Source organism: Nocardia heshunensis, from assembly GCF_054782115.1.
In genome coordinates, this window is sequence record NZ_BAAGTC010000002.1 from 783,920 (window position 1) to 803,853 (window position 19,934).

Sequence of the window (19,934 nt, forward strand, 5' to 3'; positions counted from 1 at the left end):
GGTCGAGACCGTAATTGCCGGGAACCTGGATGACGCCGGAAATGATCCGGCGCACCAGGTTTTGCGAAAGACGTTCGGGTACGACAGTTTTCGCGGGCCGCAGCGGGAGATCGTCGAACAGGTGATCTCCGGCGGCGACGCGCTGGTGTTGATGCCGACCGGTGGCGGTAAGTCGCTGTGTTATCAGATTCCGGCGCTGGTGCGGCCGGGCGTGGGCGTGGTGGTCTCGCCGTTGATCGCGCTCATGCAGGATCAGGTGGATGCGCTGCAGGCCGTCGGTGTGCGGGCGGGCTTCCTGAACTCGACCCAGTTCCCCGACGAACGGCGCACGGTGGAAGCGCAATTCGTGGCGGGGGAGCTGGATGTGCTCTACCTCGCACCGGAACGGTTGCGGCTGGACTCCACCGCTCAGCTGCTGGATCGGGGCAAGATCTCGGTCTTCGCCATCGATGAGGCGCACTGTGTCTCGCAGTGGGGCCACGACTTCCGGCCCGACTATCTGAGCCTGTCCATGCTGCACGAGCGCTGGCCGGATGTGCCGCGCATCGCCTTGACCGCGACGGCCACCGAGGCCACCCGCAAGGAGATCGCCGAGCGGCTGGATCTCACCCGGGCCAAGCATTTCGTGGCCAGCTTCGACCGGCCCAATATCCAGTACCGGATCGAGGGTAAGAACCGGCCGGAACACCAACTGCTGTCGTTCATTCAGAACGAGCACGCCGGTGACGCGGGCATCGTGTACTGCCTGTCGCGCAATTCGGTGGAGAAGACCGCGGCGTTCCTGAGCGCCAATGGCGTCGAGGCGGTGCCGTATCACGCGGGGCTCGACAACCGGGTCCGTGCCACCAACCAGTCGCGGTTCTTGCGCGAGGACGGTCTGGTGGTGGTCGCGACCATCGCCTTCGGCATGGGCATCGACAAGCCGGATGTGCGCTTCGTCGCCCACCTGGACCTGCCCAAATCCGTTGAGGGCTACTACCAGGAGACCGGTCGCGCGGGCCGTGACGGGCAGCCGTCCACCGCCTGGATGGTCTACGGCCTCAGTGACGTTGTGCAGCAACGCAAGATGATCGACTCCTCCGACGGTGATGCCGCGCACCGCCGCCAGCTGCAACTGCACCTGGACGCCATGCTCGCGCTCTGCGAGACCGTCCAATGCCGCCGCGTCCAGCTGCTCGCCTACTTCGGCCAGCCGGGGGAGCGCTGCGGCAACTGCGATACCTGCCTGAACGCCCCCGAATCCTGGGACGGCACCGTGCCCGCCCAGAAGGTGCTCTCCACGATCCTGCGCCTGAAACGCGAACGCGGCCAGAGCTTCGGCGCGGGGCACATCGTCGACATCCTCATCGGCAAGCGCAACCCCAAGGTCGAACAGCACGCCCACCACGAGCTCAAGGTCTTCGGCATCGGCACCGAACTGCGCGATATCGAATGGCGCGGCGTCGTCCGTCAGTTGCTGGCCCAGGGCCTGCTGGCCGTGCACGGCGACTACGGCGTGCTCACCCTCACCGAAGCCAGCAATCAGGTCCTGTTCGAGAAGCGCGAAGTCATGCTCCGCCGCGAGCCCGAACGCGCCAAGGCCGCCCGAACCCCCAAGCCCGCCAAGGCTTCTCGCCTGGCCGCCGCGGACCTCAGCAAGTCCGACACGGACCTGTTCGAGAAGCTCCGCACCTGGCGCGGCGCCACCGCCAAGGAACAGGGCGTCCCCGCCTACGTCGTCTTCCACGACGCCACCCTGCGAGAGATCGCGACTCGCAAACCGGCGACCCTCGCCGACCTGGCCGGCATCTCCGGCATCGGCGAGAACAAGCGCGCCAAGTATGGCGAAGGCGTGCTGGAAGTAATCGCCGCCGCGGGCGGCTCGACCGGGACACCCGAAACCTCCACTCCCGCACCATCGGTCGCCCCGGCCAAGGCGGCGCGATCTGCGGCCAGTTCCCCGGCCTCGTCGAACTTCGCACCCGCGGACGACATCCCCTGGCCGGACGAGCTCCCCCCGGACTTCGACGACCTGCCGCCCGACTACCAGTAGGGCGGTCACCATCATGACTGCACGGATACCTCCGGGACACCGAAGCAACGCCGAAGGGATCACCTGTTGACCGTCGATATGTCGCAGGTTGCGGCCAAGATTCGCGTTCACCTGCGGGAGGCGGGGTTCCCTGACGAGGAGGCTGCGAATTCGTCGGTGCTTGCCGTCGCCGAGGAGGCGGGCGAGTTCGTGGGTGCCTATCGCCGCTGGTCCGGGAAGGCGCGCCGCACAGGGACATTCGACGAGATGAGCGCCGAGTTGGCGGATCTGGTCATTACCGCATGGATGGCTGCCGACGCGCTCGGCATCGATCTCGAAGCGGCGCTGTCCGACAAGCTGGCCGTGATCTTCGACCGTGGCTGGCGTGAGGCCGCACCCGAGAGCTGATCTCCGTGCCGGGCTTCGTGACCTCCCGCACGTCCATTAGCAGGCGATTTGGTTGCTGGCCGGCAGCACGATAAGCTTTCGGAGCTGCCGCGGTCCACGGATCGCAGCGAGCATCCTGGTCCCGTCGTCTAGCGGCCTAGGACGCCGCCCTCTCAAGGCGGTAGCGCGGGTTCAAATCCCGTCGGGACTACTTCGAAAGGCCCTTCAGTGAAAACTGAAGGGCCTTTTCGTATTTCGCCGCCGGTGTGCGTGCGGGGCGGAAAAACCATTGGCGCGCGCCCGGCCGGGTGGAACAAGGTGTGATCCGCCGCGGTTGAAGGTTGAGGTTCGGAGCATCCGTAAGCTGGTTGGGCACTCCGGGCAGCGACGGGACGATAAGAGGAGACATGAAGGAAAAGGGGCGCAAGGTCATCGCCAGCAACAAGAAGGCGAAGCACAACTACTCGATCATCGAGACCTACGAGGCCGGGGTGGCGCTGGTCGGCACCGAGGTGAAGAGCCTGCGTGAGGGTAAGGCCTCGCTGGTCGACGCCTACGCCTCCATCGATGACGGCGAGGTGTGGCTGCGCGGCCTGCACGTCCCCGAGTACGGGCACGGCACCTGGACCAACCATGCGCCCCGTCGCACCCGGAAGTTGCTGCTGCACCGCCGCGAGATCGACAAGCTGCTCGGCAAGACCAAGGAGTCGAGCCTCACCCTGGTCCCGCTGTCGATGTACTTCTCCGACGGCAAGGTCAAGGTCGAACTGGCCCTCGCCAGGGGTAAGCAGGACTACGACAAGCGCCAGGACCTGGCTCGACGCGATACCGAACGCGAGATCACCCGCGAACTCGGCCGTCGCATCAAGGGCATGCGGAGCTGATCGCGGGACGCCCCGGTCGCGGGCGCGTTAATGGAATGAACCAAGGATTGTTCGGTGTTAGGATGGGTAGCCCGGTGAGAGCCGGGAGTTCATCTGATTCAGTGAACACACTCGGGGCTGAACGGTTTCGACTGCGTACGTTGATTCAGGGGAAGCGTGTCGGTGCAGGCAGGAGACCACCGTATGAGCGTCGCTGCAACCTTATAAGCGCCGATTCCAATCAGCGCGACTACGCTCTCGCTGCCTAAGCAACGAAGCGTGTCTGTCAGCCCGGGTTCGCCCTCGACCCGGTCCCTGGCATCAGCTAGAGGGCTCTACTGTCCGGCGCGGTCGCGGCGTCGGGCGGGACATCAAACAGCGACTGGGATCGTCATCTCGGCTTGTTCGCGTGACCGAGAGATCCGAGCAGAGGCTTAGCGAACTGCACACGGAGAAGCCCTGAAGATGCGGCGGAGGACCCGGGTTCGATTCCCGGCAGCTCCACCGAAAGGCCCCCGACCTGATACCAGGTCGGGGGCCTTTTTTATGCCCGGATCAGCAGCTCGGTTGGAACGGGTAGCAAGCGTGGGGGCTTGGGATCGGAGATGGGGTGGTTGTCCCGCTGACGGCGGAAGTTGGTGCGTGGTGGGGGGTTTCGGAGGTTTCGGTGGTGTGGGAGCCGAGGAGGATGAGCAGGATGAGGATGCCGCCGCCGAAGAGGATGGGGAGGGTGAGGATTGCCAGGATCAGGTAGCGGACTCGGCGGCGGAAGCGGCGGCGGGGGCGGATGGGTGGGTGGGGTGGTGGGGTCATCGGGAGGCCTCGGTGAGTTGGGTGACCTCGGTGGGGGAGAGGGTTAGGGCGGCGGAGGTCAGGAGGGCGGGGAGTTGTTCGGGGGTGCGGGCGCTGGCGATGGGGGCGGCGATGGCGGGTTGGGATCGGAGCCAGGAGAGGGCTACCGAGGCGACTGGGACATCGTGGGTGGTGGCGATCTCGTCGAGGGCGGCCAGGACGCGGATGCCGCGGTCGTCGAGATAGCGGCGGGCACCGGCCGCGCGGGGGCTGGCGTCGGCAACGTCGGTTCTACCGGGGCGGTATTTGCCGGTTAGGAAGCCCATGGCGAGGCCGTAATACGGGAGTACTGCGAGGTTTTCGCGGACGCACAGGTCGGCTAGGTCGCCTTCGTAGATGGTGCGGTCCATCAGGTTGTACTGGGGCTGGACCACCTTGTAGCGGGCGAGGCCCTCGCGGTCGGAGATAGCCAGGGCCTCGGCTAGGCGCGGGGCGGTGTGTTGGGAGGCGCCCAGGTGGCGGACCTTGCCTGCGCGGACCAGTTCGTCGAAGGCGGTCAGGGTTTCGGCGAGGGGGACCTCTTGGTCGTCGTGGTGGGCGTAGTAGAGGTCGATGTGGTCGGTGCGTAGGCGGCGGAGGGAATCGTCTACGGCGGCGCGGATATTGGCGGCACTCAGGCCGGGGCGAGCGGGGGACTTGGCGACCTTGGTGGCGATGTGGATGGTGTCGCGGTTCCCGCGGGTGGACATCCAGTCGCCGAGGATGGTTTCGGATTCACCGCCGGAATGGCCGGGCACCCAGACGCTGTAGGCGTCGGCGGTGTCGATGAGGTTGCCGCCCGCGGCCGCGAAGGCGTCCAGCACGGCGAAGGATTGGTCCCGATCCGCGGTCCAGCCGAAAACGTTGCCGCCCAGGCAAAGCGGGTAGATGTCGAGATCGGTGGTGCCCAAGAGTGCCATCTCGTCAACCTAGCTCGCGGCGCGGCGGGAGTGCTCGTCGAGGCCGCGTGGCGAGCCGCACAAAATTGCGGATTATGAAAAATTGCAGAATCTGCTAAATTTTCGGCATGGCCTCGGAGCAGGGTGAGCCGGCGATCGGCTGGCGAGAACAGAAGAAGCTGCGGACGCTGCTGGAGCTGTGCACGGCCGCGCGGCGGCTGGCCGTCGAGCGCGGGCTCGATGCCATGAATGTCGATGATGTGGCGAAGGCGGCGGGGGTGTCGTCGCGGACGTTCTTCAACTACTACGAGACCAAGCTGGATGCGGTCATCGGGCCGGTGGGGGAGATCGGGACGCCCGCCTCGCGTGCGATTTTCATCGCGGGCGGGCCGACCGGCGTGCTCATCGACGACCTGACGGTGCTCTACGCCTCCGCCTACGAACCGGAAGACGAAGCGCGCGAGAATATTTCGCTCGTCACCCAGCTGATCAAGAGCGAGCCGCGGATTCTGGGTGGCTTCATCGCCGCCGGGGTGCGGCACGAGGCTGCGCTCACCGAACTGCTCGACGCCCGCAGCGGCGAGCCGACACCGCCCGAATTCGCCTCGCTCACCGCGGGACTCATGTCGGCCCTGACCACCCGGGCCGCCATGTCACTGGCCACCGACCCGAATCGTTCGCTGGCCGCCGCGCTGCGCGAGCAATCGGTCTTGGCCGCTCGGCTTTTCGATCGACCCGACGCAAGGAGAAGTGATGACCGCGACGACGACTGACCCGTCGCCCACCCCGATCGTCCTGACACAGAAGCGAATCTGGCTGATCTTCTCCGCGCTCATCGCGGGCATGTTCCTGGCCAGCCTCGACCAGACCATCGTGGGCACCGCCATGCCGACCATCGTGGGCGACCTAGGCGGCATCTCGAACATGGCCTGGACCGCGACCTCCTACCTGCTGGCCACCACCATCGTCATGCCGATCTACGGCAAGTTCGGCGACTTGTTCGGCCGCCGTTGGCTTTTCCTGTTCGCCATCGCGGTGTTCACGGCGGCCTCGGTGGGCGCGGCGCTGTCCACGAGTTTCTGGGAGTTCGTGGCCTTCCGCGGGCTGCAGGGTGTCGGCGGCGGTGGTCTGATGATCCTGGCGCAGGCCATCATCGCCGATGTGGTGCCCGCGAAGGACCGCGCCAAGTACATGGCCCCCATGGGCGCGATCTTCGGCATCACCTCGGTCGCGGGCCCGCTGCTCGGCGGCTTCTTCGCCGACTCGCTGAGCTGGCGCTGGTGCTTCTGGCTCAACGTGCCGTTCGGGTTGGCGGCCTTGGTGATCGCCTACAAGTCCCTGGCGATCCCGAGTCACCGGCCCAAGACCAAGCCGGATTACCTCGGCGTCGTGCTCATGTCGTCGGCGACGACGCTGCTGATCCTCATCACCGACTGGGGCGGCAAGCAGTACGCGTGGGGCTCGGCGGTGATCGTGTCCATGATCGCGGCGCTGGTCCTGGTGGTCGCGGCCTTCATCGCCGTCGAGGCTCGGGCCGACGAGCCGATGCTGCCGCTGTGGCTGTTCCGCAACCGCACCTTCGTGCTCACCTCGGCCATCGGCCTGGTGGTCGGTCTGGTCATGTTCGCGGCGCTCGGCTTCCTGCCGACCTACCTGCAGATGGCGACCGGCGCGACCGCCGCGGTGTCGGGACTGCTGTTGATTCCCATGATGATCGGCATGATGGCCACCCTCATCACCTCGATGAATGCCATCAACAAGACGGGCCGCTACCGCATCTATCCGCCGGTGGGCGCGCTCATCATGGTGGCCGCGATGCTGTGGCTGACCCGGCTCGACGCCCACACCTCGATGTGGGTGATCGGCGGCATGCTGTTCGCGGTCGGCGCGGGCCTGGGGTTGATCATGCAGATCATCGTGCTGGTCGTTCAGAACGCGGTGAGCCCCGACCAGATCGGCACGGCCACCAGCGCCAACAACTATTTCCGTGAAATGGGCGGCGCGATCGGTGTTTCGATCTTCGGCTCGATCTTCACCCACCGCCTGACCGACGGCCTCACCGACGCCTTCCGCGCGCATCCGCAGGAGGCGATGGCCGCCCACCTCGAACCCGGCAGCCTGGTGCCGACCGTGGTCAAGCACCTGCCCGAAGGTCTGCACGACGCCATCGTCGGGGCTTACGTGCACGCGCTGGTGCCGGGCTTCTGGTACCTGATCCCGGGTGCGTTGGTGGCTTTCGTGCTGGCACTGTTCATTCCGCAGCTGAAGCTGTCGGATCAGGCGGGCATGGTGGCCCGCGGCGAGGCCGTGCTCGAGGAAGAGCCCAGTCCCGCAGCATGACTCAACGACGAAGGCCCGGTCCAGCAGGACCGGGCCTTCGTCGATTTCAGTACCGGCTATCCGCCCGCGCGACGACGGAAGGTGCGCTTGCCGCCCGCCTGGGCGTGCGCGCCGCGGACCTTGCCGTCATTGTGGTAGCTGCCCGCGGAGGCGTGGCCATTCTTGCGTTCGAGGGCTTCCCGGAACTTGCGCTTGGTCGCCTCCTCCAGCGACTCGGTTGCTTCGCCCGCGAGTTGCTCGGCAGGGACTTCGTTTTCATCGGCCATGCACCCACCCTACGGTGTGCGGGAATGCTCGACTGCCGACTTTATTTTCGTGAGTGTCGCGTACATGCCGTCGGCCATCTCGACGTCGAAGTTGTCTTCACCGCCGAGAACGTGGTCGACGATGGTCCGGGAGATCCAGGTTGTTCCCTCCGGCGGGACCGTGCGGCGGTGGGTCAGCCGCGTGCCGGTGTCGGTCGGGGTGATCTCGAAGGACCAGACGCTGTTGTTGGTGAGGGTGCGGAAGGCGAGCTCGCGGTTGGGGGCGAACCGTTCGATGCGCGAGGCCGTCGGCCAGTATTTGCGGCCCTGGCGATTCATATTGACGGTGTGAGCGCCCTCCCGCAGGGTGCCCAATGGCCGCATCCATCGGCACTGTTCACTCCATTGAGGCATGCGCTGCAGGTCGGAGACGATGCTCCACACCTGTTCGGGCGCGGCGGCGATCTCGATGGTCGCGGACAGATTCTTCTTCGTCATGACGGTCTCCTCGGACCCGAAGTAATCGTTCGCTGATTCTAGTAATCAATTGCTGGCATGGTCAATGCATGTGATTGCACCCCTGGTGGGCCGGGTAATAATGTCCAGATGAGCGCACCTGCGACAGACAGAACCGGCGGTTCGACGCGGGAGCGGCTGATGCGATCGGCGCTGAAGCTGTTCGCGGACAAGGGGTTCGCGGGCACCACCGTCGGCGACATCGAGGGCGACGCCGGGCTGGCCGTGCGCGGCGGCGGCTTCTACCGGCACTTCCAGTCCAAGGAAGGCGTGCTCACCGCGGCCATCGACAATCAGATCCGTGAGATCGAGCAGGGGCAGGCGGCGGTCCTGGGCCTGCTTCCCCTGGGCGACCTGCGCTCGGAATTGACGCTGGTGTGCCGCTGGCTCCTGGGTGCGATCGAGAAGCAACGCGATCTGCTTCGCATCATCGAACGGGACGGTGACCGCTTCCCGGAACTGCGCGACCGCTGCCGCGTCCACCTCGTCGACGCCTCACACCTGGCCGCGGTGGCGTTCACGACCGGCTGGGCGACCGAGACCAGCCACCCGTCGAGTGACCCGGAAGCCTCCGCCGCCATCATGATCGGCGCGGTCTTCAACTACTGCCACACCCGCTGGACCTACGGGCAACCCCCGCTCGGCGTCGACGAGGACCGCTTCGTCACGTCGTGGGTGAACTACTGCTACGACCTCATGACCGGAACCAGCAGCGGCTAATTGGTGCGATTCGCGTAGTCGTGGGGGAGCTTGCCGGGCGGGCAGTCGATGACGGTGTCGTCGTCGGGGGAGCGGGTGGCGAGGTAGGTGATGCGGCCGGTGGAGGCGACCAGCGTTTGCGGGTAGGTCGGGCCTTTGTCGCGTTCGCTGACGATCTCCTGGAGGTTGTCCTCGTATCGGCCGAGAGTGCTTTCGGGGTAGTCGAGCATCCACTGCGGGTAGCAGATGGTGGTGTGGACGCGGCGTTCGCAGAGCCACGCGATGAGGACCGTGACCGTGCCGGTCGGCTCGACCCAGGCGATCTTGTACATATCGCCCTTGAGCTGGATCATCTTCGCCGCTTGGTCGGTGGACCAGCGGCCGAACATGGGGCCCATCAGGCAGCGGAACGCGACGGTCTGCGAATTGCGCACGTAGAGCTCGTATTTCCACCCGTTGTCGTAGGCGTAGATGAGGTGTTGCCCCACGATCCCCGACAGATCACCGGCCATCGCCGGTGCTGCAGCGGCATCCTCGGCGCTCATCGCAAACTCCTCTCGGCCGACCTGCGTCAAGACCCGGGTGTCGGAGCCAGCCTAGCCGCTGACCAGTTGTTTGCCGTGCAATGGCTGCCGACCGGTTCGAATGCTCAGGCGGGGATCTGAGGCTGACGGTCGGGGACCAGGAGGGCGGCCAGGGCCGAGCCGATGGTGATGGCGCCGTTCTTGTTCGGGTCCGCGGTGGGGCCGAGGGTGGCGTAGACCACGATCGTGGTGGCGGTCTTCGTGTCGTAGAGGGCGACGCCGTAGTAGCCGCCGTACGAGGGGTTCATGAACAGCCAATCACCGAGATGAGGCAGCCCGAAGGCGAAGTACTTCTGGTCGGTGAGCGGGCCGAGGCCCGCGGTGGAGGGGGCCATCATCTGCTGGAACTGCTTGGCGGAGAGCAGTTCTCCCTTGCCCAGCGCGCGCACCCAGCGGCCGACGTCAGTGACGGTGGAGTTCATATTGCCGCTGTGTATGAAAGCGGTGGGGTTCCAGTTGGTGGCGTCCTCGAAAACCTTGCGCTCGGTGGTGTAGCCGTGCAGGACCGGTTCGTCGATGCGCGCGGTCAGCACCACCTCGGAGTCGCGCATGCGCAGCGGATCCAGCACATATCGGCGGATCAGGTCACCGAGCGACGTGCCGGTGGCCTTCTGCAGCACCTCGCCGAGCACGACCAGATCACTGTGCGCGTACGCGAAGCTGGTGCCCGGGTCGAACAGCGGCGGGCGGGCATTGGCCAGGTCGAACAGTTCCTGGGCGGTCCAGGTGTGGAACGGGTTGTCGGTGAACCGTTTCAGGAAGTCCGGGTCGGTGACGTAGTCGGAAATCCCGGAGGTGCTGTCGGCCAGCATGCGCGGGGTGATGCGATCGGCGCGCGGGAAGTCCGGCAGCCACTTGTTGATGGTCTGATCCAGGCCCACCACGCCCTGCTCGTCCAGATGCCACAGCACGGTGGAGAGCATCGGTTCCATGGGCTGACCCACCCGTAGTCGCATGTCCGAGGTGGCGGGTACACCCAGCGGCGAGTCGCCGACCGCGCCGACCGCGAGCTGCTCGTCGCCGCGCCACACCCCGTACACCGCGGCGGTGAGATCGAGTTCGCTCAGCTTGGCGCGCACGATGTCGGTGATCTTGCCGGACTCGGGGGAGACCGGTGGCTTCGATTTCTGGTCTTTGTCCGATCCGCAGGCACCGAGGGTCACCATGAGCGCGATGGCCAGTGCCGCGCACACCCTTCGACGAGACGATTCGCGCATCACCGTGACTCCCTTGCCTAGGAAATCGGTTCTAACGGCGTCCGCCCAGCAATCTACTCGCCCATCATGCCGAGCGGTCTGATTCTCGGACTTCGCGCGGACCGGGCGTTTTGTATATTCGGCATGGGGCGGGTCGGATTTCGATGTGCCGGTAGAGCTTTGGGTGGAGGGGACATCGATGTCACCGGATAATCGTCGTCGACCGGATGTGTGGTCGCAGGACACGGATGTGTTCGAGCCGATCCGGGGCGATTACCGGCCGCCACGGCAGCGGTCGGGAGCCGGGCGGGCCGTGGCGCTCGGGGCGGTCACGGCGGTCGTCGCCGCGGCCGCGACGGTCGGCGGGCTGTACTTCGCGGGGATCATCGGCGGGAAGGACAAGCCCGGCGCGGTTGCGACGAGCGCGGCTCCGGCGCCGGTCGCTGGAGCGCCATCGACTAGTGCCGCGCCCGCGTCGGGGTACGTGCCGATCGTGGAGTTGAACTCGAAGGACAAGCAACCGGCGAAGCGGCAGCCGACTGCCGAGACCTGTTCCAAGACCGCGTATTCGACCGTGGATATGGAGGACTGCATGGATCGGCAGATCGAGGATGTCGACGCGCAGATCGACGTGGTGCAGAAGGCCAAGTTCGATCAGGCGAACGCCGCTGATCGGCAAGCGATACTCGACGACGACAGTGCGTGGCTGGCGGCCCGGCCCACCGTCTGCGGGGCCGAGCCACGCAGCGGCGGCACAATCGACGGGATCAATGCGGGTGCTTGCGCATTGGATATTTCGCAGGCTCGGCTGGACGCGGTCAAAGGGACCGATGTCGCTGCGGTGAAACTGCCCCTGCGCTCCCCGGGGCATGCAGTCGAGACGGGCACGTACACGACCCCGAAGGGCAGCCGTATCAGGGCGGTGGAGAGTTCCGAAGGGACGGTGGCTGCGATCGGATGCTGGACGGTCATCGGTGGCTACGCCGGATTCAGTATCAACACCGATCAGTTCACGTACAGCTCGACCTCGGGCTCCGTCACCGGCGTGTTCGCCGACCCGGACGATGCGAATGGGCACAAGGTCGGAACCGGTGAGTCGTACAGGTTCTGCCTGCGATATTCATCGGCTCACCCGGACAGCGACGGAGGGAGCCTGACTTATTCGCCTGGCTCCCCGGCCGCGTTGTGGTCGGTCAAGAATAAGTAGGTCGCCCGGTGCTGGCACGGACGCCGACGGCGAGAACGGCTGTACAGGTGAGGATTACAGCGCTGACCAGGTAGGCGGATTGGAAGCCCGCGGTCAGTGCTCGGGCGGGCGAATCGCCCGCCGCCGCGTGATGGTGCAGGGCGACCGTGCTCAGCACCCCGAGCCCCAGCGCGCCGCCGAGTTGCTGTGTGGTGGTGACGAATCCGGACGCGAGGCCGGTGATGTCGGCGTGGGTCTCACCGACCGCGGCCACGGTGATGGACACGAAGCCCAGGCCCATACCGAAACCGGCGGTGAGCATTCCGGGCAGCAGAGCAACGTAGCTGGATGTCTCCGAGACGCGGGCGAGCAGGTACATGCCCACCGCCCCGGATGCCATGGCCGCCACCAGGACCGGCCGCACCCCGAGCTTGGGGACCATTCCGGCGGCGGTCGCGAATCCGGCGATGACCAAGGCACAGAACGGAAGCCAGGCCACCCCGGTGCGCAGTGGGCTGAAGTGCAGGACCTGCTGCAGGAACAGGGTCAGGAAGAACAGCATCGACAGGATGGTCGAGCAGAACAGGACGTTGGCGAGATTGGCGACGGCTCGGTCGCGGTCGCGGAAGAAGGACAGCGGGATCATCGGCGACCGGGAACGCCCGGCGCGCACCAGGAATGCGGTCAGCAGGATCACGCCGAGCCCGGCGCGAGCCGCGGTGGCCGAGCCGCTGGAATGACCGCTGTCGATCAAAGCCAGGTCGAACGCCGCGATCGCCCCGGTGATCAGTGTCCCGCTCAGCCCGTCGAGACGACTGTCGGCCCGGTCCGGTCGGTGGTCGGGTAGCAGGCGCTGAACCAGCACCAGCGCCGCGATGGCCACCGGGACGTTGATCAGGAAACACCAACGCCATCCGGCGAATTCGGTGATCACACCGGACAGGACGACGCCGAGCGTCGCCGCCAGCCCGCCGAGCCCGGCTCAGATGCCCAGCGCGCGAGTGCGTTCGCGAGCTTCGGTGAACAGCCCCGCCACAATGCTGAGCGCCGCCGGGCTGGCCAACGCCCCGCCGATGCCCTGCGCCGCACGGCTCGCGATCAGCATGTCCGGGTTCTGTGCCAAGCCGGTCGCCAGCGACGCGACGCCGAAAACGCTGACGCCGATCAGGAACACGCGCTTGCCGCCGAACAGGTCCGCACTGCGTCCCCCGACCAACAGGAATCCGCCGAACAGCAGCAGATACGCATTGATGATCCAGGTCAGATCGCTTTCGGACATGTGCAGGTGCTGCTGAATGGTCGGCAGCGCGACATTCACGATGGTGTCGTCGAGGTTGAGCATCATCTGCACCGAGCAGAGCAGCCCCAGGGTGAGGTAGCGGATCGTGGTGGCGCGGCTCGCCACTGGTGGTGCGGTCGTCATGACTCTCCATTTATTGGTGGTGGACCACTAATAAATGAAGAGTGTGGGGCCGAAACTACTGGTGGTCAACCACTAATATCGAAGACGCAGGTAGAGTGACCGGGTGACCGATGCCCAGCGCCAGCCCACCACCGCCGAACTGGTCGATGTGCTGCAGCGCGCGGTCGCCCTGGTGCGAAATCACTTCGCGGCCAGCACGACCCGGCTCGGCGTGACGCCGGTGCAGGCCAAGGCGCTGGGTCAGCTCGCGGAACCGCTGACGCTCAAGGAACTCTCGGCGCGGCTGGGGGCGGACCTGTCGAACACCGCCACCTCCGTCGACCGGCTCGAATCACAGGGCCTGGTGCGCAAGCAGATTCACCCCACCGATCGCCGGGCTCGGGTGATCACCCTGACGGACTCCGGCGAGGCGCTGCGCGCACAGCTCGACGCGGAGGTCTTCGCCTCCGTTCCCGCGCTGGCCGTTCTGGATGACCGGCAACGCCGCGAGCTGTACGCGCTGCTGGAACTGGTTGTCACGCAATAGAACTGCGCACTCAGAGGGGTGGCAACTCCGCTGCCGGGGCGGGGCTGACGAACCCGTCGACCGCACCCACGGCCGCGCCGACCCCCGCACCGAGCGCCGCGAACGGGGCGGCGACCATGGCGTAGCCCAGCGCCGCACCGACGACCGGAACGACGACCAGCCCGATGGGGGCGAAGGGCAGTCCGGCGATCAGACCCGACACCACGCCGATGACCGCTCCGGTGCTCGCGATCGGGGCGGCGGCGGTGGCTCCGACGGCCCCGCCGACCGCGGCGTCACCGATCACCGTCTTGGCGATGTGGGTCGCGCGGGCGGGATCCAGCCCGGCCGCTTCGAGTGATTGCGTCAGCGCGGTTTCGGCCCCGGCGGCGGTCGCGTTGATCTGCTGGGTCTGCTCGGTCGTGAGCCAGAAGGGCTGGTCGAGTTGAACGGTGCCGATGTGGATCTGCGAATCCGGGATATCGGCGGCCGGTGGGGTGGCGGGGACCGGCGCCTCATCGGCCAGGGCGGGCGTGGTGCCGAGTAAGGCGAGTGTCACAGGCAGGGCCGCGGCGAGAGCGAACCTGGACACGCGGTGGGATACGGGACGAACCGGGCGGGTGGGCTGCTCTGTGCCCATAGGAAACCTCATTCCGAAACATCGATGCCTATCGCAGCTTGATTCGAAACGGGAGCCCGGCCGGATGTATGCAGAACCCGCCAATGTGGAAAGCGAATGTGGCCCAGGAACTTTCATTCCTGGGCCGCAACGGTTACTGGTGACCCATGCGCGGGCCGCGACCGCCGCCGCCACCCCAACCGCCACCGTGGTGGTGATGGCCGTGATGCATCATCACCAACATGCCCACGATGTAGAGCACCGCGAACACAACGAACAGCGCGCCGCCGATCCACAGCGAGAGGATCCCGAGATACCGGGCGCGATGGGAGGCGTGCCGCGCGCCGTCGCCGTCCCCTTCGCTCCACAGCGGGAAGACATTGAGGGCGTGGGTGAACGCCGAGAAGGACAGCGGCCAGAAGAACAGCAGGGAGGCCACGGCCCAACCGATATTGTTGGCCGGCCGCACCGGAGTCGGTGGCTGAGGGTTTGCGGGTGCTGCGGTGGCCGCGGGCAACTCGGTTGTTCGGGGCTCTTCGGGCGTAGCGGCGGGGTCCGGGGTCGTCATGGCGGATTCCTTTTCGAATTGCCTGGTCCGCGAGTTTTCGCGAGCTCTATGCGTCGATTACGCACCCGGTGTCTGGTAATCGACGGTGAACCGCCGGTGAGATAGCTGCGGGCTATCAGTGCAACCGCAGGGTTATCGGTGCTATTGCAGGTCGTCGGAAAGCGCCGCGGCCACCTCGGTGAGCAGCGGGGCGGCCCGCTCGACCAGCTCCTCGGTCATCCGGCCCACCGGACCGGACACCGAGATCGCCAGGCGGGCAGGGGCCTTGGGCACCGCGACGGCCACGCAGCGCACACCCATCTCCTGCTCGCCCTCGTCCATGGCGTACCCGGTCTGCGCGGCGACCGCCAGCTGCCGGGCGAACTCCTCCGGCTCGGTGATGGTGCTGTCGGTGTAGCGCGGCATTCCGGTGCGCGCCAGCAGCTCCCGGGTCAGATCCGGCGGCGATCCGGCCAGTATCGCCTTGCCCACGGCCGTGCAGTGGGGCAGCGCGCGGCGGCCCACCTCGGTGAACATGCGCATGGAGTGCCGCGACTGCACCTGCGCGACGTAGACGATCTGATCCCCGTCCAGCATCGCCATATTCGCGGACTCACCGAGCTCGTCGACCAGCCGCTGCAGATGCGGCCGTGCCAGCACCGACAGCATCTGCGAGGAGCTCTCGCCGAGCTTGATCAGCTTGGGCCCCAGCACATATTTGCGCGTCGGCTCCTGATGCAGATAGCCCAGGTCGACCAGGGTGCGCACCAGCCGATGAATGGTGGGCAGCGGTAGCCCCGACTGGTTGGCGAGCTGCGACAGCCCCATCATCCCGCCCTCGTCGGCCATGAGCTCGAGCAGACCGAAGGCGCGCTCGATCGATTGCACACCGCCGGTAGCGGCCTTGGGTCCCTTTGCTGCGGGCACTCCAAGTCCTCCTTCACTTTTCCGAATGCCGGAATAGTAGCCTGAGCCCCATGCGGCTACGCGCGGAGTTCACGACCGAACCGTTCCATGGCGAAGGGGAGGCGCCGCCGCATGCGCTGGCAGCCCTCGACCTCGCCGAATCGGCCGGTCTGGAATGCGATTTCGGTCCGCTCGGCACCTCGGTGGCCGGGACGGACGACAAACTACTGCCGGTGCTGGGCGAGATCATGGTCGCCGCCTTCGCCCACGGCGCGACGAGAGTGACGATGCAGGTCGAGACGGATGACTGAACGTTCGCCGGGCGAGGCGCACCCGGTGCTGGTGACCCTCGCCCCGATTCTGGAGAAGACCGGCGGCCGCCTGGTGGCCGCCGAAAAGGCCACGGCCGACGACATTCCCGTGGTCTGGGAGGGCGAGACCCTGGCCTGCGTGCGCTTCGGCGCGCCCGAACCCGACCCGCTCGGCGGCCTGGAGAAGATCCTGGAGGACGTGGCGGTGGAGCTGGGCGGTCCGCTGACCGGGCTACCGCGTGCCGACAAGCAGCGTGCCGTGCGATTGCTGGAAGAGCGAGGCGCGTTCACCTTTCGCAAGTCCGCGGAGACGGTCGCGGCGGCGCTGGGCGTCACCCGGTTCACGGTCTACAACTACCTGAACCGCGAACGGGCCTGAGCGGACCGGTACCGCCCCGGCCTCTCGCGCACTCGCGCGGACCAATCGGCCGACAGATATATATTCAACGGATTGTTGACCCTGCTTTGTGGCCCGTGCCACTGTTCTCGTCTAGCGGAATGACCCTTCCGCTGTCCGAGAGAGGTAGCGCCAATGGAGACGAGCCGTGAGGCTGAATCAGCACCCGGCCGACATCCCGTCGATGTCGTACCCCCGCCGTTCCAGCTTCTCGCAGGCGGTCTACAGCACATCGCGGCCATGGTCGCCGGCGTTGTCGCACCGCCGCTGATCGTCGGCGCGGCAGTCGGTTTGGGCACCCGCGACACGGTCATGCTGATCACCGCGAGCCTGTTCACCGCCGGTGTGGCCACGCTGCTGCAGTCGTTGGGCTGGTGGAAGTTCGGCGCGCGGCTGCCGCTGATCAACGGCGGCTCGTTCGCCGCGGTCGGCCCGATCCTGGCCATCGCCAAGGACGCTGCACCGGGCCGGGCGCTGCCGGTCATCTTCGGGGCCACGCTGGTGGCCGGGGCCATGGCGGTCTTCGCCGCACCGTATTTCTCACGGCTGCACCGGTTCTTCCCGCCGATCGTCGGCGGCACCGTCATCTCGCTCATCGGTCTGTCCCTGCTGCCGGTCGCGCTCGGCTGGATCAGCGGTGCGGGCGAAGGGGCCATGGGCGAGGCGCACGTGCCGTTGAAGAACCTGGCAGTCGCCGGGTTCTCGCTGGTGGTCGTGCTGCTGTGTCACCGCTTCCTGAAGGGCTTCGGCCGCCAGCTGGCCCTGCTGATCGGGCTCATCGCCGGTTCGCTGCTGGGTTGGCCACTGGGACTGCTGGATACGGGGCCGGTCCGCGGCGCCGCACTCGTCGGCTTCGTCCCGCCCTGGCACTTCGGTGCGCCCGAATTCCAGATCGGCGCGATCGTCTCGCTGTGCATCGTGATGCTCGTGGTGATGACCGAGAGCACCGCGACCATGATCGCGCTCGGCGAGATCGTGGACCGTCCCGCCGAACAACACCACATCGAGGGCGGCCTGCGCGCCGCCGGCATCGGCACCATGCTGGCCTCGGTCATGGGCGGATTCGCCTGCGGCGCTTTCGCGCAGAACGTCGGTCTGGTCGCGCTGACGAGGATGTACAGCCGCTTCGTCGTGGCCGTCAGCGGCGGGCTGCTGGTGCTGCTCGGTCTGTTCCCGGTGGCCAGCGCCGTGGTCGAGCTCGTCCCCAAGCCCGCGCTGGGCGGTACGGGACTGGTCCTGTTCGGCACGGTGGCGGCCAGCGGCATCCGCACACTCGCCAAGGCCGATCTGGGTGACCCCATCAACTCCCTCATCGTCGGCGTCTCGCTGTTCATCGGCATGACCCCGACCGTGGCCCCGTCCTTCTACGCCGGCCTGCCGGGCCCGTTCTCGATCATCCTGGCCTCGGGCATCAGTGCGGGCTGCGTGACAGCTCTTGTGCTCAACCAGCTGTTCAAGAACCGCAGCAACGTGCTGGCAACAGGAACGGCCACCCCTCAGAATCCGTGACCGGATCGGATGCGATGATCAGGGCGAACGGGTCGATCCAGGTCGCCCGTACGCCGCTGTCATCGTTCCAAAACTGTTGAAAAACCTGCTTGTGTAGCTCCCTGACCAGCAGTTTCCGTATATTTTCAACAAAATGTTGACGAACCTCTGTGGCCCGTGACACTCTTCTCAAGTAGCGGAATCACCCTTCCGTTATCCGAGAGAGGTAGCGCCAATGGTGACGTTGGTCGAATTCAATTCGACAGCGAGTGAAGAACTCTTGCCGGTCCTGCTGACCTGCTGTGAAGCCCCCAGCTGGGCGGACGGCGTGCTGGCGGCCCGGCCCTACGCCGATATCGACGGCGTGCTGGCCCGAGCGGACGAACTGGCCGGCAACCTGCCGGCCGACGAGGTCGACCGCGCACTGTCGGCACACCCCCGCATCGGCGATCGGGTCCAGGGCAGCGACACCCACTCCGCGTGGTCGCGTCAGGAACAGTCCGGCGTCAGCCAGGACGAATCCGTGGCCGCGCAGTTGCTGGAGGGCAACCTCGCTTACGAGAAGCGATTCGGCAGGGTCTTCCTGATCTGCGCCACCGGCCTCGCGGCCGAGCAGATTCTCGCCAGCCTGAACACGCGCCTCACCAACGATGACGCGACCGAGGCGGCCACCGTCGCCGAGGAACTCCGCAAGATCGCCGTTCTCCGACTGCGAAAGGTATTCGACGCGTGAGCACCATTACGACGCACATCCTCGACTCCGCGCTGGGCAAGCCCGCGGCCGGTGTCGAGGTGCGGCTCGAGCAGGTCACCCCGGTTGTCCGGGATGTGGCCGCGGGCAAGACCGATGACGACGGCCGGATCAAGGATCTCGGCCCCGAGGGTCTCGAGGCCGGTAGCTACCGCCTCACCTTCGACATCGAAAGCTATGCCGCCGCAACGAATCAGACGTATTTCTACCCGTCGGTCTCGATCACCTTCAAGGTCGCCGGGCAAGCGGGCGAGCACTACCACGTGCCCCTGCTGATGAGCCCCTTCGCCTATTCCACCTACCGAGGAAGCTGAACTCACATGGCAATCAAGCTGGGACAGAACCAGTACGGCAAGGCCGAGAACCGCGTCGTTCGGATCTACCGCGACACCCCGCGCCATCAGATCCGCGATCTGAACGTCTCGACCTCGCTGCGCGGTGAGTTCTCCGACGCCCACATCACCGGTGACCAGGCCGACGTGCTGCCCACCGACACCCAGAAGAACACCGCGTTCGCCTTCGCCAAGGAGAAGGGTGTGCACTCCATCGAGGAGTACGCCCTCACCCTCGCGGATCACTTCATCTCCCGGGCCCCCACCGCCACCGGTGCGCGCATCGAGGTCGAGGAGTACTCCTGGGATCGCCTCGAGGTCGACGGCCAGCCGCACGATCACTCGTTCGTGAAGTCCAACCAGGGCATCCGCACCACCGTGGCGAACGTCGACGGCGTCGGCCCGGATCGCGTGGCGCACATCGTATCCGGTGTGAAGGACCTGACCCTGCTCAAGACCACCGGGTCCGAGTTCCACGGCTTCTTCAAGGACAAGTACACCACCCTGCAGCCGACCAACGATCGCATCATGGCGACCTCGCTGGTGGCCCAGTGGCGCTACAACCACACCGATGTCGACTGGGACAAGTCCTACGACGCCATCCTCAAGGTGCTGCTGCGTCAGTTCGCCGTGGTGCACTCCTACGCGCTGCAGCAGACCCTCTACTCGATGGGTCGCGCTGTGCTGGAGCAGTTCACCGAGGTCGCGGAGATCAAGTTCTCGGCCCCGAACAAGCACCACTTCCTGGTGGACCTGAGCCCCTTCGCCCTGGAGAACCCGGGCGAGGTCTTCATTGCCGCCGACCGCCCGTACGGCCTCATCGAGGCCACCGTCGAGCGTGACGACGCGCGCGACGCCGGAAACGCCTGGACCGCCATCCCCGGTTTTTGCTGAGCGA

Annotated in this window: 23 protein-coding genes, 1 tRNA gene, 1 other RNA gene and 1 pseudogene; 16 read left to right on the forward strand and 10 right to left on the reverse strand. The window is 66.4% G+C overall.

All coding sequences use genetic code 11. The annotated features are described in order from the left end of the window. Window positions 1–13 precede the first annotated feature (13 nt). The 5 genes from recQ to ssrA all read left to right on the forward strand — a co-directional run bounded on the left by recQ (window position 14) and on the right by ssrA (window position 3,768). On the forward strand, window positions 14–2,032 hold the full coding sequence (gene recQ, locus ACYVN4_RS03725) for a DNA helicase RecQ (RefSeq protein WP_460718357.1): 2,019 nt from the start codon (window positions 14–16) through the stop codon (window positions 2,030–2,032). Between the two features lie 66 nt (window positions 2,033–2,098). After that, on the forward strand, window positions 2,099–2,419 hold the full coding sequence (locus ACYVN4_RS03730; RefSeq protein WP_460717787.1) for a hypothetical protein: 321 nt from the start codon (window positions 2,099–2,101) through the stop codon (window positions 2,417–2,419). 117 nt (window positions 2,420–2,536) lie between these two features. Further along, window positions 2,537–2,609: transfer RNA gene (locus ACYVN4_RS03735), tRNA-Glu, on the forward strand. 196 nt (window positions 2,610–2,805) lie between these two features. Then, entirely contained in the window at window positions 2,806–3,282 is a 477-nt protein-coding gene (gene smpB, locus ACYVN4_RS03740) for an SsrA-binding protein SmpB (protein ID WP_460717788.1), read from the forward strand. Between the two features lie 113 nt (window positions 3,283–3,395). Next, window positions 3,396–3,768, forward strand: a transfer-messenger RNA (tmRNA) gene (gene ssrA / locus ACYVN4_RS03745). A 48-nt stretch (window positions 3,769–3,816) separates the two neighbouring features. Here the strand turns inward: ssrA and ACYVN4_RS03750 are convergent. Together ACYVN4_RS03750 and ACYVN4_RS03755 are read right to left on the reverse strand one after the other, a co-directional pair. After that, complete coding sequence (locus ACYVN4_RS03750) at window positions 3,817–4,074, reverse strand: hypothetical protein (RefSeq protein WP_460717789.1); 258 nt, start codon at window positions 4,072–4,074, stop codon at window positions 3,817–3,819. After that, window positions 4,071–5,012, reverse strand: coding sequence for an aldo/keto reductase (locus tag ACYVN4_RS03755; protein ID WP_460717790.1), 942 nt, complete (start codon window positions 5,010–5,012; stop codon window positions 4,071–4,073). Before ACYVN4_RS03755 ends, ACYVN4_RS03750 begins: the two co-directional genes overlap by 4 nt. Window positions 5,013–5,119: 107 nt before the next feature. Between ACYVN4_RS03755 and ACYVN4_RS03760 the strand changes: the two genes are divergently transcribed. Both ACYVN4_RS03760 and ACYVN4_RS03765 read left to right on the forward strand, forming a co-directional pair. After that, window positions 5,120–5,764 (forward strand): TetR/AcrR family transcriptional regulator, encoded by a 645-nt coding sequence (locus tag ACYVN4_RS03760; protein WP_460717791.1) that lies wholly within the window; start codon window positions 5,120–5,122, stop codon window positions 5,762–5,764. Next, window positions 5,745–7,331, forward strand: coding sequence for an MDR family MFS transporter (locus ACYVN4_RS03765; RefSeq protein ID WP_460717792.1), 1,587 nt, complete (start codon window positions 5,745–5,747; stop codon window positions 7,329–7,331). Before ACYVN4_RS03760 ends, ACYVN4_RS03765 begins: the two co-directional genes overlap by 20 nt. A gap of 56 nt (window positions 7,332–7,387) precedes the next feature. Here the strand turns inward: ACYVN4_RS03765 and ACYVN4_RS03770 are convergent, their stop codons facing one another. Beyond that, window positions 7,388–7,597 (reverse strand): DUF5302 domain-containing protein, encoded by a 210-nt coding sequence (locus ACYVN4_RS03770; RefSeq protein WP_460717793.1) that lies wholly within the window; start codon window positions 7,595–7,597, stop codon window positions 7,388–7,390. A gap of 9 nt (window positions 7,598–7,606) precedes the next feature. Continuing rightward, window positions 7,607–8,074, reverse strand: a complete 468-nt coding sequence (locus tag ACYVN4_RS03775) for an SRPBCC family protein (protein WP_460717794.1) — start codon at window positions 8,072–8,074, stop codon at window positions 7,607–7,609. Between the two features lie 159 nt (window positions 8,075–8,233). Between ACYVN4_RS03775 and ACYVN4_RS03780 the strand changes: the two genes are divergently transcribed. After that, a complete protein-coding gene (locus tag ACYVN4_RS03780) occupies window positions 8,234–8,812 on the forward strand; it encodes a TetR/AcrR family transcriptional regulator (RefSeq protein ID WP_460717795.1) in 579 nt (192 codons plus the stop codon). Here the strand turns inward: ACYVN4_RS03780 and ACYVN4_RS03785 are convergent. Together ACYVN4_RS03785 and ACYVN4_RS03790 are read right to left on the reverse strand one after the other, a co-directional pair. Beyond that, entirely contained in the window at window positions 8,809–9,336 is a 528-nt protein-coding gene (locus ACYVN4_RS03785) for a phenolic acid decarboxylase (RefSeq protein ID WP_460717796.1), read from the reverse strand. The two genes, ACYVN4_RS03780 and ACYVN4_RS03785, sit on opposite strands and share 4 nt — an antisense overlap. A gap of 104 nt (window positions 9,337–9,440) precedes the next feature. Then, the gene (locus ACYVN4_RS03790) at window positions 9,441–10,592 is read right to left on the reverse strand and encodes a serine hydrolase domain-containing protein (RefSeq protein WP_460717797.1); all 1,152 of its coding nucleotides are present in this window, start codon (window positions 10,590–10,592) and stop codon (window positions 9,441–9,443) included. Between the two features lie 229 nt (window positions 10,593–10,821). Between ACYVN4_RS03790 and ACYVN4_RS03795 the strand changes: the two genes are divergently transcribed. After that, entirely contained in the window at window positions 10,822–11,778 is a 957-nt protein-coding gene (locus tag ACYVN4_RS03795; RefSeq protein ID WP_460717798.1) for a lysozyme inhibitor LprI family protein, read from the forward strand. Here ACYVN4_RS03795 and ACYVN4_RS03800 read toward each other — a convergent pair. Beyond that, a pseudogene (locus ACYVN4_RS03800) lies at window positions 11,765–13,180 on the reverse strand (MFS transporter). The gene ACYVN4_RS03795 and the pseudogene ACYVN4_RS03800 sit on opposite strands and share 14 nt — an antisense overlap. Window positions 13,181–13,283: 103 nt before the next feature. On the opposite strand from ACYVN4_RS03800, the gene ACYVN4_RS03805 reads away from it, so the two are divergent. Further along, window positions 13,284–13,706: a MarR family winged helix-turn-helix transcriptional regulator gene (locus ACYVN4_RS03805; protein ID WP_460717799.1), complete on the forward strand. Its 423-nt coding sequence runs from the start codon at window positions 13,284–13,286 to the stop codon at window positions 13,704–13,706. A 10-nt stretch (window positions 13,707–13,716) separates the two neighbouring features. On the opposite strand, the gene ACYVN4_RS03810 is transcribed toward ACYVN4_RS03805, so the two are convergent. From ACYVN4_RS03810 to ACYVN4_RS03820, 3 genes are all read right to left on the reverse strand, one after another. Beyond that, on the reverse strand, window positions 13,717–14,277 hold the full coding sequence (locus ACYVN4_RS03810; RefSeq protein WP_460717800.1) for a hypothetical protein: 561 nt from the start codon (window positions 14,275–14,277) through the stop codon (window positions 13,717–13,719). A gap of 181 nt (window positions 14,278–14,458) precedes the next feature. Then, window positions 14,459–14,872: a CD225/dispanin family protein gene (locus ACYVN4_RS03815; RefSeq protein WP_460717801.1), complete on the reverse strand. Its 414-nt coding sequence runs from the start codon at window positions 14,870–14,872 to the stop codon at window positions 14,459–14,461. Between the two features lie 141 nt (window positions 14,873–15,013). Then, window positions 15,014–15,778, reverse strand: a complete 765-nt coding sequence (locus tag ACYVN4_RS03820; protein WP_460717803.1) for an IclR family transcriptional regulator — start codon at window positions 15,776–15,778, stop codon at window positions 15,014–15,016. 50 nt (window positions 15,779–15,828) lie between these two features. Between ACYVN4_RS03820 and ACYVN4_RS03825 the strand changes: the two genes are divergently transcribed. From ACYVN4_RS03825 to pucL, 6 genes are all read left to right on the forward strand, one after another. Further along, window positions 15,829–16,068 carry a thiamine-binding protein gene (locus ACYVN4_RS03825; protein WP_379361085.1) on the forward strand — a complete coding sequence of 80 codons (240 nt, stop codon included), beginning with the start codon at window positions 15,829–15,831 and terminating at the stop codon, window positions 16,066–16,068. Continuing rightward, window positions 16,061–16,447: a helix-turn-helix domain-containing protein gene (locus ACYVN4_RS03830; protein ID WP_460717804.1), complete on the forward strand. Its 387-nt coding sequence runs from the start codon at window positions 16,061–16,063 to the stop codon at window positions 16,445–16,447. Before ACYVN4_RS03825 ends, ACYVN4_RS03830 begins: the two co-directional genes overlap by 8 nt. A 153-nt stretch (window positions 16,448–16,600) precedes the next feature. Then, window positions 16,601–17,974 (forward strand): nucleobase:cation symporter-2 family protein, encoded by a 1,374-nt coding sequence (locus tag ACYVN4_RS03835; RefSeq protein ID WP_460717805.1) that lies wholly within the window; start codon window positions 16,601–16,603, stop codon window positions 17,972–17,974. Between the two features lie 214 nt (window positions 17,975–18,188). Further along, window positions 18,189–18,686, forward strand: a complete 498-nt coding sequence (uraD, locus tag ACYVN4_RS03840; protein ID WP_460717806.1) for a 2-oxo-4-hydroxy-4-carboxy-5-ureidoimidazoline decarboxylase — start codon at window positions 18,189–18,191, stop codon at window positions 18,684–18,686. Continuing rightward, complete coding sequence (gene uraH, locus ACYVN4_RS03845; RefSeq protein ID WP_460718358.1) at window positions 18,674–19,018, forward strand: hydroxyisourate hydrolase; 345 nt, start codon at window positions 18,674–18,676, stop codon at window positions 19,016–19,018. The genes uraD and uraH overlap by 13 nt, the downstream gene beginning before the upstream one ends. Before the next feature lie 6 nt (window positions 19,019–19,024). Next, window positions 19,025–19,930: a factor-independent urate hydroxylase gene (gene pucL / locus ACYVN4_RS03850; protein ID WP_379361092.1), complete on the forward strand. Its 906-nt coding sequence runs from the start codon at window positions 19,025–19,027 to the stop codon at window positions 19,928–19,930. Window positions 19,931–19,934: the final 4 nt, after the last annotated feature.